The sequence below is a fragment of the Marinobacter alkalisoli genome (genome assembly GCF_045449795.1).
Lineage (GTDB): Bacteria > Pseudomonadota > Gammaproteobacteria > Pseudomonadales > Oleiphilaceae > Marinobacter.
Genome location: NZ_JBJJLB010000002.1, coordinates 179,788 through 191,101, shown reverse-complemented (window position 1 = coordinate 191,101; position 11,314 = coordinate 179,788). Strand labels below are relative to the sequence as shown.

Below are 11,314 nucleotides of genomic sequence, written 5' to 3'. Positions count from 1 at the left end.
TAACAAGTGACTGTGGTGTCAATCGCATATATTAAGCCACTTTTTCACGCCACGGTTCCTGATTTTTGACCATGGTATTGAGCACCACAATCATCTTTCGCATGCAGGCAACGACGGCCACTTTTGGAATCTTCCCCTGGGCCTTCAAGCGTTCGTAAAAGCGTTTGAAAACGGGATTGCACTGAATGGATGAGAGCATGGCCATGAACATCACGGTTCGGACTCTGGGGCGCCCACCTCGTATCCTCCGTTTGCCATTGAGCTTGCCGCTGTCTCGATTGATGGGTGCGACACCGACCAGTGCGGCGATCTCCTTTCGGTTCAGAGAGCCGAGCTCCGGCAGCTCACTCAGGAAGGTGTAGGCGAGCACTTTTCCGACACCGGGCACACTGGTCATGATGTCCATTTTGGTACGCCAGTGATCCACTTTGGCCACTTCCTGCTCGATTTGTCGGGTGATCGTTTCAATCTGGCTCTGCAGCATCCTGAGTAAGCTTTTAATGGATCGGTGAAGGGGTTTTGGCATGATCTGGAGACGGTTTTTCTCCATGGTGGACATCTCCATAAGCTGAGCCCGCCTGGCCAATAAGTCTCTGATCTTTTGTGATGTTTTGTCCGGGATAGGTCTGAATTCCGGCTTGAGTGTGGCAGCATATTTGGCAATCACCTGGGCATCAATACGGTCAGTTTTGGCGAGCACGCCGATGGCCTGAGCGTAACGTCTGACACTGGTGGGATTGACGACTATGATCGGTAAGCCTGCCTGATTGCAGGCCTGAACCAGGGCATGCTCATGGCGCCCTGTGGCCTCCACCACGATTCGTTCAATATCGTAGTCCTTGAGGATCTTCACGAACCGACGAATGTGGGCTTCGCTATTGGGAATTGAATAAAACTGTCCGGAAGGATGGAGAGCGATATCAAGGTTGGCTTTACCAACGTCGACACCGATATTCAGTGAAGTTTGGATTTCTGTGGTGTTCATAATAAGCTGACTCTGCCTTGCTATACGGGCTCGAGGCCCCGATGACTGTACGAGTTATCGCTTGAGAGTCATGCAGCGCTACGCACTTGTTACCGGTCTCTCGAATGAGGAGCCTGCCAACATCGAGCTGCTGCATGAAGGCCCCCAGCGGCCACTGGGGGTGGGCCTCAATTTACCCAAACACGGCAGAAATTATCCATACAAGGCCAGCCACAGCGACGGCTTTTCCGTTGCGGCTTCGCCTCCACTACAAAGCCGCGCGTGCTGGCGGCGTTATGGGTTCAAAATGTTGCCAACCAAGACTGCTCTGGTTATTTTGTCTGTAAGTTTCCTGTTGTCAGGGTGTGTCGGGATTCATGCAGGATTTGGATTGGAAGAGGGGCCGGAATTAAGTGCTGAGGATTTGTTGCGAGGCGCGCGCCTTTGCCATTTAGAGATAGAGCGTGAAAGCCAATTAAAGCCTGAAAGGTTGCGCTCTCACTTCAGAGACGTAGAAGTCGAAAGTTATAAATCAAAGACTGTCTACAGATTTAATAAAATAAAATATACTAATATGTTAGCGATTAGTGCCGGGGTAACGATTCCTTTATTCTATCATGAGGAAGATTATCAATGTGAAGCAATATACTATAAAAATAAAGATCCGGTTTTTAGGAACTATGAGGAGCCTTATAAATTGACCGGTTTTATATGTGGAGTATATACAGATAATAGTTGGGCATTTCAAGCCGGCTGTGTAAGTGACTACTTTCAGCGCTAGGAGGCACTGGTAGCCCCATAACAAGCGACTGTTGTCGAACGCACCTACGCTAGCGCTCCGGTGCGCCGCAAAGCCAAGACGTTAAATCCTTATCAATATTGAATCCGACGGCTGCGAAAATCTTTGGAATTTCGTTTGAAAAGTACAGGCAGAGCAGGAAGCTATGAAGCGTGTCAGAGAGATTGCAGCAGTACTTGGCGTCTTTATACTTTTGGGGCCGATTTTCGGCGGGCTCACTGTGTTTTCTCTAGCCTCTATCGTCGGTGATGTCCAAAATGAAATGTTTCTGTTTGTGATTGTCTTTTCCTATTTCTTTGGACTAGCTCCAGCAGCGTTGACAGGATTATTGTTTTGTTTTGGCCTGTACAAATTTACGGAAAAGGAATCTGATATTAGTATCCGTCGTGCAGCTTTTCTGGGGTCTTGTTCCGGATCCATCGTAGCACTTGGCGGTATATTTTTATTTGGTTTTGGATATAGCTCACTATCTAGAATTGAAATTGAAGTAGCGATATGTGTTATCGCAACACACTCCATTGCCGGCTGCCTGTGTGGTATTTTCAGCCGTGATTCATGGTCAACTAACAGGAAAATCCGACTTGTTGACTCTGAGCCACTGGAAGGCTGAAGCTGCACATAGTTCTAATTTAACAAGGTGGTTAATGGGACGCCAACTACGCTGCGCTCCGTTGGCGCCTTTTACCACTGGCGTTAAATTAATCCTAGAGTTATTAGTTTTTTTCGACCTAGAGGAATCAAGCATCAAAAGCTTCGCAATTATTTCGATTTTTTCTCTTTAGGATTTATTTCTGCATTTTTTTCAGCAGTATAATTATGAGGAAAATATTGTAGAAGATGACACATGGCTACTTTACAACCCATTGAGAAGAACAATGGTTAAATTGCTAGATTATGCAAAGTCTTGCAGGCCTAACCCCGATATTGAAATTTGGTATAGCCTACTTAATTCAAGCACCAAAGATCTTTATGAATGGCATATGGATCGTATAAAAAGTATATTTGTTTGATACCACAGATTACATTGAACCTCATAAAAGCGCTCATGAAAATTACGTTCACTACATTGATAATATTGAAAAAATTTACGCGCACTGCGAGTTTTAGTCTTTAACATGGCCGCTTTTCAGAGCTACGATCCCGCGGTTAAAGGCGAATATCTCTTCAGATAGGAACGAAGCGCCTATTGGGTCAGCCGACCGCTTCGCAGATGGCCTCGGCATCGTTGTCGTCGTTCTTGCTGCTCTTGCGATAGGGTGCCACGATTCGCGGTGCAATAATTCGAACGTCATGGCCGAGCCTGGTCATCTCCCGCGCCCAGTAGTGGGCGCCCGAGCAGGCTTCCATGCCGATCAGGCACGAAGGTAATTGTGCGAAGAACGGCAACAGCTTGAGTCGATTCACCCGTTTGCGAACCACGACCTTGTTGTGTTGGTCGGTGCCATGAATACTGAACACAGTTTTCGCCAGATCAATGCCAATGGTTGGAACATACATGATGACTCCTCCTGCTTTTGATTCAAGATGTCGAACACCTTCAATGCGGCACATGGATGCCGTGGGAGCAGGGGGAGTCCATATCATTCATTAAGAGGCGGGTAGTAGATGCAACAATCGCAGATTATGGAAGATAAGATTATTTCAGCAGTAAAAGACTTTGCTGACTCGATAAACTCGGGGAGCAAGGTCGTTGCTGACATGTCTTCACTAATAGATGTGACGGATAAGTTGCCTCTTTCGAGTTTTGACTACTGGGAGCGATTGATTCGTTCCGAGTTTTCTTCAGCACTAAGAGAATCAAACGCTCCGAAGTGGAAGGCATGGTCAAAGACTAAAGCATTGATAACTTGGATTGATCTAATTAGCTGGGATGGTTACAGGCGAGAAAAAGCTCTACGAGCCCTGTCGGGGGAGGCACCCAATACATTCTTTTTCTCTCTTGCTGTCCGCAGGCTTAATGATTGGGTGCCTCAAGTTCGTAAGGCCGCAAGGGACAAGCTTCCTGAGATAGCAAGATCGACTGATCCTAAATATGTTGTTGAAGCGCTGTGTGTTGCACTTTCCAATTGGAACTCCTGGGGCAGGATCGAAGAAGCGGATAAAGAGGTGCTTCTTCAAGTCATTTGTGAAGAGGAAATAGCAAAGTCGCTTAGGTCTAAGTTGGTTTTATCAGCTTCTGGGCCTATGCCTTCGCTCTTTTCTCAGCTTGGTCGCACCCCGATACTTGATGGGAAAATTGAAGGAATAGCTGGTTCAGCTATTCAGCCTTGCGTTCGAGCTAAAGCATACCGTAGCTTATTTGAAGGGCGAGTTGTATGGATGGAAGGCCGGAAATGGGAGTGGACCGATATACGATATTGTGAAGGCCGGCTGAAGCCTATCGTTGCTGAACGAAAGTTGAATATTAAAACCCCACTAATCGAATTGCTAAAAAGATCATCTGAAGATCCTTCATCTATCGTTAGACGAGTTTCAGCAGAGATTCTGATACGAGAGCTAGACAGTCTAGGTTCTGTAACTAGGGCTTTTGCTGAGCGATTTGCGTTAGACAAATCTCACCCTGTATCTGAGAGGGGTGAGTTCGCATTAAAGAAACTGGAAGAAGCGGAACGTGCCAATGCCTCTTAGCAAGGTCAAGCACCATCGCGCACTTCGTGCGCTGGACCTCGCTACGCTCGGTCGGTGTTGGCAGCGTTAAAACCAGAAAGCAGGACGTCGTATGCCAAGGATGACACCACACCCAATTTTCCAGCTGATTCTGTCCGCTTCGTTCGTATTCCCCGGACTTGCACTTGCTGGACAAGCTAACCCTGACGACTACATCGGCAGTAAACAGTTGGTCTTGGAAGTCCGATACTGTGAATGCGAGGCCACCAAACCCGATAGTCGTCCATCCGATTTATTACCGGGTTTTCTGGAAGAGTCGAGTATTTTGAGGGTAGCTGTGGCCGCCGAAGATAAGGGCTTTGCTTCGTCCCATGAAGTTTCAATCGGTTTTGAGTTCAGTCGAATCAAAAACTCATCCGGTAAACTCAAGTTCAACTATGCTGGCACATATACCACACGTAGCGGGGATAGTTCGGGCCAAGGGCAGCTCTTGCTGGAGAAGGGTCAATGGGTAAACCTGTTTGGCTCGCTTCACGAGAGTGAAGCCGGGTCGCGCCATGCCAATGTCGCGGTGCGGCTGGTCGAGCCAGATGGTTCCTGATGGCGCTATGTCTACCGACCAGAACGGAGGAACAGATGAAGTCCATTACGACCTCGCTCATGTTTGTCGGGGAGCAGGCCGGGAAAGCCGAGGAGGCAATCAAGTTCTATACCTCTTTATTTCCAGGTTCAGAGATCACCGATATTCAGCGCTACGAAGCTGGTGAGCTCGAACCAGAAGGTTCTGCCAAGATGGCTCGGTTTACGATAAGCGGTACCGAGTTTATGGCGCTGGATAGCCACCTTGACCACCGGTTCAATTTTACACCCTCCATGTCACTGTATGTTGAGTGTGAATCGACGAGCGAAATTGAGGCGGCATTTCGGGCCTTGGCTGAAGGTGGCTCCGAGCTAATGCCTTTGGATAATTATGGTTTTAGTCAAAAATTTGGGTGGTTGAAGGATAGGTATGGGGTGTCCTGGCAGCTCAACCTGTCGAACCAGAATGGCGGCAGCATCAACACATAGCCAAGTTCAGCACTCTGTAGCCTCCGGCTGCCGGACGCTCGCAAGCTCGCGCCGGTTATTGGGGCGTTATACATGAGAAGGAACTCTGATGAGCCTGAAAAATCACTTTGAATTGCTAGCCGCCTACAATCAGTGGATGAACTCGAAGGTTTATGAGGCTGCGGGACAGCTCTCTGCAACCGATCTGGCCAAAGACCGTGGGGCCTTTTTTGGCTCCATCCTGGGTACCCTGAATCACATCCTCGTTGGTGACATCCTCTGGCTCAAACGGTTTGCTACCCATCCGTCCTGCCTGCACTCGTTGCGGGAGGTCGCTGATCTCCAGAATCCGACAAGCCTGGATCAAATACTCTTTGACGATCTTGGTCGCTTATCTGACCAGCGCATCTGGCTGGATCGCCAGATTATTAACTGGATAGCCGAGCTATCCGAAGGCGATCTGGATTTCGTTCTCAGCTACCACGACATCAAAGGCATTCCTGCCAGAAAACGGTATTCGAGCCTGGTTCTTCATTTTTTTAATCATCAAACGCATCATCGAGGGCAGGTTTCTACCTTGCTATCACAGGCGGGAGTGGATATCGGGGTTACTGACCTGTTGGCTCAAATTCCAGAGGAGACTCATCTATAACCAGCCGCTGTTGCCGGACAATTTTTTCACTGCTGGGCCGACCGAGGCCCCACCGGTTGGGCTGGCGAATGGGTACCCCGATTTCCGCACGCGCCTGTATAGATGCCGGATCAGGCAGGCCTTGGCTCCGGTGGATTACGTCGACATTGCTGGTACCACCGGGCACTGGCGGCAATAACCGCCTCCATCGGGGGGCGCGCCAACCCTTGTTCCCGCAGAAAAGCATCGGTGCTTGCGGTGTCAAAGCGGGTGGGTTGGATAAAGTGCAGGGCCTCCGGCCAGGTGTTCATCAGCCGCGGCAGACCGGGCAGGTGTAGCAGGGCGGCGAGTACCGGAATCGGCAGATGGCGCTGGGGCGCCCGCCGGCCCAGCAAGTCGGCTGCGATGGCGAGCATACCCTGCAAATTAGGCGTGGTCGGGTCCAGGGCCAACAACCGTTTCGGGGCGTTGTCACTGGTGGCGGCAACTGCAATCAGTGACGCCAGATGATCCACAGCCACCAGGGGCAGCCAGTGGTCGGGACTGCCCGGGATCATCGCCATGCGCCCCCGGGCCAGGTTGTCGAGCAAGGCAAACAGTGGCTGGCTCGGATCCAGAGCGCCTGTGTGGCTGTGGCCGGCGACAGTGGCGGGTTGGACTTCCACCACGTCCAGATCGCTTTCAGCCGCCAGCGCGCGTACCCGGATTGCCGCTTCCAGTTTGCTGGCCTCATAACCGCCGGCCCGACGGTAAACCCGCCGCCAGTTCACCCGTTCAGGGTTATCGTCGTTGATTCCCAGTCGCAGCAGGTGATCTTGGTTTTCCAGCATGAAGCCGCTGATAAACACCAGGCGGCTGTGGTGACGCCTGGCCAGCTCGGCCACCGCCAGGCTGCCGGCTACATTGGTGCGATGGGCCGTGGCAGGGGCTAGCTGCCAGGCAAAGCGGGCCCCCAGATGAATGATGACCCGGGAAGCGGGCAGGTCCTCCGGCAGGCCCAGGCCGGGCAGATCCAGATCCCCCTGCACGGCATGTAGGCGGTCGCCCTGCCCGCCCAGGGCATTCACCTGTCGGCGCAAGATCGGGAGCTGACTCTCAGGTTGGCGCAATACGGCACACAGGTCGTGACTACGGGTTAACTGGGCACAGACATGGCGGCCGATAAAGCCTGTGGCGCCGGTGATGAACAGGGTCATGGCAGGTCTCCTTGTTAAGGTCTGCCACCACGTTAAAGGGTAGAGTATGCTCTAAGGTCAACACCCGGTTGAGGGAGTATTATGCAGATTGCGGAACTGGAGCAGCGCACTGGGGTGAACCGCCACACCCTGCGCTATTACGAAAAGGCCGGCCTGCTGCAGGAAGTGGAACGGCGCGGCAACAATTACCGGAACTACCCGGAAAAGGCGGTGGAGCGGGTCGCCATGGTCCGTCAGCTCAAGGCGTTGGGCTTTTCCCTGCGCGAGATTCGAGAGGTGCTGGATGCGTTGCGCAGTGACAGCATTGATTGTGAACAGGGCGCGGTGCTGATGGCGGAAAAAAAGGCGGCGGTAGAGGGCAGGATTCGCGAGCTGAAACAGGTCAGCGCCCTGCTTGGCCGTGAACAGCAAAGGCTGGAAGAAAGCGCGGCGGCCTTACGCGAAAGCGGGCGCTGCAAGTAACCAACCGCTTCAGTTCGTTCAACACTCCCCCCGGGTATACTTCGGGCTTCCACCCATAACCAAGGAACAAATCCATGCCCCTGGCTGAAAAAATCTGTCTGCCGCCCTGGATGACGGGCGCGTTTATGGTGTCGCTGATCGTCGAGGAAGTGGGCGGCGCGCTGGTACTGGGCACCGGTGCCATGTTGGGGATCTGGGGAGGCTAAAGGCTTACTTTCCCGACTCGCGGGACTGACCGCGAATGGTGTGGCCCCAAGCCAAGGGATTGGCCTGGATACACCGCTACCATGCTCAGCCCAACCGTCCGTTTCCGACGAACACAGGCTGTATCAGACAGAACCATGACTCCAGAAGAACCACGAAGCTCATTTGTTACCTCCCTTATTGAAGAACAGGCGCCCCAGGAAGTCCTGCAACTCGGCCTGGGTGATTTTGACCTGACGCTGTCGGTCTGCCGTGCGCTTCGTGCCCTGGATAATTCAGCGCTGACACTGCTCACCCCCAACCTTCTTCAGCACTCCGAGTTTCTCAAAGAGACCCGGAAACGGAACGTGGAAACGGTGATGGATCTGGTCGAGCTGAACCGAACGCCCGCCGATGAAGTGCTTCCGGATTTCTATTTCCAGAACCGAGCCATCAATCTGGCCATCATTAACGAAGTGGGTCCATTCGATCAGGCACTGGTGGCCATTTACTACGTCGACAAGATGTTCGTGTCCCGGGGCACCCTGATCATTAACAATGCGGACACCCCGGTGATGAGGAAGCTTTGCCGTTACCTGGTGACCGAGCGTGAATACACGCTTCTGCGAACCCTCGATGGTGTAAAAAACGGATCAGCCCTCACCCGCTTACTTCGCCGCCAATTCAATAAGGCTCCCAGGGTTGTGCAGGACACCGTTAATACCCTCATCAACCCCGACCTGCTCATGCTGGATGACGATCCAGAACTGCAGGGGTCGATGATCGCCCTGACAAGACGTGCGGAGGAAGGCGAGATCGATATGGACTTCGATACCCTGCTGGAATCCATCATGAGTGAGTAAGCCGGGGTCGGCACAACACCTGAAGTGTGCAAACGACGTCACGCGATTGCATGGCAGCGGGCCGGGCGATGGGCTAAGCTCTTGTTTTATCGTTTTTTGGCAAGATGCTGATTAACACCGGGGATACAGGGAGGAACCATGAAACCACGGATCAGTATGATCACTCTGGGTGTGGATGATCTGCCGCGTTCGATCAAGTTCTACGAGCACGGCCTGGGCCTTCCTAGAATGGATTCGCCACCTGAAGTGGCATTTTTTACCCTGAACGGTACCTGGCTCGGCCTGTACGGGCGTGAAGCCCTGGCGGAAGATGCGTCGGTGTCGGGGCCTTCTGAAGGGTTTGCGGGGTTCAGTCTGGCGCACAATGTGAGCTCTGAGCACGAGGTAGACCAGGTCATGGCTCAGGCGGTCGCAGCGGGTGCCGTTGTCACCAAGCCTGCCCAAACAACGGATTGGGGTGGCTACGCCGGTTATTTTTCTGACCCCGATGGTTATCTCTGGGAAATCGCACATAACCCGCTGTTTTGGGTCGGGCCTTCGGATGAGTAATAGATCAATATAAGGGAAAACTTTTGGATCTGGATGAAATAGTTCGACAAGCCGGCGACGAGCGATCAGCAATCGCTCTGAAGGGGTTGCTTCAAAGATTCTTAGACCCGGCCTTTGGAGCCTTGCCAAAGTCAGAGATTGAATTGCTCGTATTGAACGCTCTGGAAGAAGTAGGGGCAATTTCATCTGAGCCCGGGGTATATGAGCTCGTATCGAAGCTTCGTGTTACAAGAACAAAAGCCCGTAAATTAATCTACGAGAGAGAGCTGAGAAGGCTTTCAGTGTCGGAACTGGATTCGCGAGTAAAGAATCTTCTCAAGCGCCCAATTATTCAGAAGTCTGGCGACCAATTCGTTCTAGAAATTGAAAACCCGCTGATATCTGACCATTTACGATCCAAAGTTCAGTTACTCGGCCACGTTTCAGACGGCTCTTTCTCTCCCAGCATCGTCAAATTGCCCCTGGACGCAGTCGTTGCACTGATCGAACTGTACATCCCTGAACATGAACGCCAGGCGGTTAAGGAAGCGCTCATCGCGGCTGGAGCTCCAGACAAGTCCTTTAAAGGTGTGTTGAAAGCTGTCCTCAAAAAGGTTGCTGGTAAAGTCGCATCAGACACCGGGGAGGCATTGCTGGAAAGCGCATCGGAATATATGTCGCCTATTGTTGATGGAGCTGTCGACGGGCTCACAGAGAAAATTTCAGAAGTTTTTCCTGTTGAAGGTGAGAATGGTGGCTAACACGGCCAGCCTGTACGCTCCAGCGAAGCAGACCAGGACACCAAGGCCGCTGGATGGCTGTTCTGCGCAGCATGATTGAAAGCGCAAAATGAAGACGTCACGCGATTACATGACAGTAACAGGATAGATGGACTAAGCTGTTGTTCTGCCTGGTTTATGGGCATGACGCTCGTGAGCGAAAAGTCGTAATAATCAAGCGGTCAGCTTTCGCGATATCGAAGCGTTCTATCTAATTGCTGTCAGGAAACCACAATGACTCTACGAACTCTCCCCTTTTGGCTCGTTGATGTATTCGCTAACCAGCCATTGTCAGGCAATGGACTGAGTGTGTTCTTGCTTGATGACGATTTGCCCAAACATGTCATGCAGAGCATTACTCAGGAAATGCGACAGTTCGAAACAATTTTCCTGCAGCGGACCGATCAATCATCAAAATTCAATGCTCGGATTTTCACAATGGAAGAGGAGCTTTCCTTCGCCGGACACCCAGTCATCGGGGCGGCAGCGATGCTTCATTCTGAGTTCTTCTTGACGGAAGATGAGGTTCGCCTTGAGTTTGTCATTCATGGCCGGAGCATCAACTTGACTAGCCGTCGCCAAGGTGAGTCCTATGTCGCAGAAATGGATCAAGGAACTGCAACCGTTAATCCCCCGATTCCAGCGGAAAGAAATGAAGCCTTTTTAGAGGCGCTGAATCTTTCAATCACTGATCTGGCTCCAAAGCTTCCGTTACAGGTAGTTTCAACGGGACTTCCTTACCTAATCGTGCCTATAACTTCCAACCTTGAACGCGCCCGGATCGTTGCTTCTGACTTTGAGGATTTGTTAGCGACAGTGGGTGCCAAATTTGTTTACGTCTTGGAAGTAAACGAACTCGAAGGACGTACCTGGGAAAATAATGGTAGTGTCGAAGATATCGCCACTGGCAGTGCGGCAGGGCCGGCAGCGGTGTATTTGGTTACACATGGGCGCGCACCCGTAAATGATACCCTTGTTTTGGCGCAGGGACGATTTCTGCATAGGCCAAGCGAGCTTTATGCGACTGTTCAGGCAGGCTCTGAATTGAACGTGACCATAAGGGGTAAAGTCTGTTTGGTTGGCAATGGAACGCTACGACTTCCTAACCAATAGTTCCATTACGTTCCGGGTCTGACGGCCCTCCACCGGACAGCCTGGTCGCCGCTTCCGAACGCTTCGCGCTTGGTTTCCAAGGCACAGATGTATACAGGGAAAGGTTTAAATGAAACTTGATAAGTCACTCTCGATAGCGTTG

General features: G+C 51.6%; 14 protein-coding genes and 1 pseudogene. 12 read left to right on the top strand and 3 right to left on the bottom strand.

Translation table 11 applies throughout. The features are described 5' to 3' along the window. Positions 1 to 31: 31 nt before the first annotated feature. The gene (locus tag ACJO3M_RS00890) at positions 32 to 985 is read right to left on the bottom strand and encodes an IS110 family RNA-guided transposase (protein WP_406998860.1); all 954 of its coding nucleotides are present in this window, start codon (positions 983 to 985) and stop codon (positions 32 to 34) included. A 70-nt stretch (positions 986 to 1,055) separates the two neighbouring features. Here ACJO3M_RS00890 and ACJO3M_RS00885 point away from each other — a divergent pair, with 70 nt between their 5' ends. Further along, the gene (locus ACJO3M_RS00885) at positions 1,056 to 1,745 is read left to right on the top strand and encodes a hypothetical protein (protein WP_406998859.1); all 690 of its coding nucleotides are present in this window, start codon (positions 1,056 to 1,058) and stop codon (positions 1,743 to 1,745) included. A 163-nt stretch (positions 1,746 to 1,908) separates the two neighbouring features. Beyond that, entirely contained in the window at positions 1,909 to 2,373 is a 465-nt protein-coding gene (locus ACJO3M_RS00880) for a hypothetical protein (protein WP_406998857.1), read from the top strand. A 587-nt stretch (positions 2,374 to 2,960) separates the two neighbouring features. Here the strand turns inward: ACJO3M_RS00880 and ACJO3M_RS00875 are convergent. Next, positions 2,961 to 3,260 (bottom strand): annotated as a pseudogene (locus tag ACJO3M_RS00875) (IS110 family transposase); the annotation flags it as partial. 108 nt (positions 3,261 to 3,368) lie between these two features. Here ACJO3M_RS00875 and ACJO3M_RS00870 point away from each other — a divergent pair. The 4 genes from ACJO3M_RS00870 (at position 3,369) to ACJO3M_RS00855 (ending at position 6,069) form a co-directional block, all read left to right on the top strand. Continuing rightward, positions 3,369 to 4,391, top strand: coding sequence for a hypothetical protein (locus ACJO3M_RS00870; RefSeq protein WP_406998855.1), 1,023 nt, complete (start codon positions 3,369 to 3,371; stop codon positions 4,389 to 4,391). A 91-nt stretch (positions 4,392 to 4,482) separates the two neighbouring features. Continuing rightward, a complete protein-coding gene (locus tag ACJO3M_RS00865) occupies positions 4,483 to 4,971 on the top strand; it encodes a hypothetical protein (protein WP_406998854.1) in 489 nt (162 codons plus the stop codon). Positions 4,972 to 5,006: 35 nt separating this feature from the next. Further along, positions 5,007 to 5,438, top strand: coding sequence for a VOC family protein (locus ACJO3M_RS00860; protein ID WP_406998852.1), 432 nt, complete (start codon positions 5,007 to 5,009; stop codon positions 5,436 to 5,438). 88 nt (positions 5,439 to 5,526) lie between these two features. Next, complete coding sequence (locus ACJO3M_RS00855; RefSeq protein ID WP_406998850.1) at positions 5,527 to 6,069, top strand: DinB family protein; 543 nt, start codon at positions 5,527 to 5,529, stop codon at positions 6,067 to 6,069. 110 nt (positions 6,070 to 6,179) lie between these two features. On the opposite strand, the gene ACJO3M_RS00850 is transcribed toward ACJO3M_RS00855, so the two are convergent. Continuing rightward, positions 6,180 to 7,244, bottom strand: coding sequence for an SDR family oxidoreductase (locus ACJO3M_RS00850; protein WP_406998848.1), 1,065 nt, complete (start codon positions 7,242 to 7,244; stop codon positions 6,180 to 6,182). An 81-nt stretch (positions 7,245 to 7,325) separates the two neighbouring features. On the opposite strand from ACJO3M_RS00850, the gene ACJO3M_RS00845 reads away from it, so the two are divergent. From ACJO3M_RS00845 to ACJO3M_RS00820, 6 genes are all read left to right on the top strand, one after another. Next, positions 7,326 to 7,706, top strand: a complete 381-nt coding sequence (locus ACJO3M_RS00845) for a MerR family transcriptional regulator (protein ID WP_406998846.1) — start codon at positions 7,326 to 7,328, stop codon at positions 7,704 to 7,706. 74 nt (positions 7,707 to 7,780) lie between these two features. After that, positions 7,781 to 7,912, top strand: coding sequence for a hypothetical protein (locus ACJO3M_RS00840; RefSeq protein ID WP_406998844.1), 132 nt, complete (start codon positions 7,781 to 7,783; stop codon positions 7,910 to 7,912). A gap of 135 nt (positions 7,913 to 8,047) precedes the next feature. Beyond that, positions 8,048 to 8,752 carry a hypothetical protein gene (locus tag ACJO3M_RS00835; RefSeq protein ID WP_406998842.1) on the top strand — a complete coding sequence of 235 codons (705 nt, stop codon included), beginning with the start codon at positions 8,048 to 8,050 and terminating at the stop codon, positions 8,750 to 8,752. 138 nt (positions 8,753 to 8,890) lie between these two features. Further along, positions 8,891 to 9,301, top strand: coding sequence for a VOC family protein (locus ACJO3M_RS00830; RefSeq protein WP_406998840.1), 411 nt, complete (start codon positions 8,891 to 8,893; stop codon positions 9,299 to 9,301). A 23-nt stretch (positions 9,302 to 9,324) separates the two neighbouring features. Next, positions 9,325 to 10,041, top strand: a complete 717-nt coding sequence (locus ACJO3M_RS00825; RefSeq protein ID WP_406998838.1) for a hypothetical protein — start codon at positions 9,325 to 9,327, stop codon at positions 10,039 to 10,041. A gap of 252 nt (positions 10,042 to 10,293) precedes the next feature. Further along, positions 10,294 to 11,172, top strand: a complete 879-nt coding sequence (locus ACJO3M_RS00820) for a PhzF family phenazine biosynthesis protein (RefSeq protein WP_406998836.1) — start codon at positions 10,294 to 10,296, stop codon at positions 11,170 to 11,172. Positions 11,173 to 11,314: the final 142 nt, after the last annotated feature.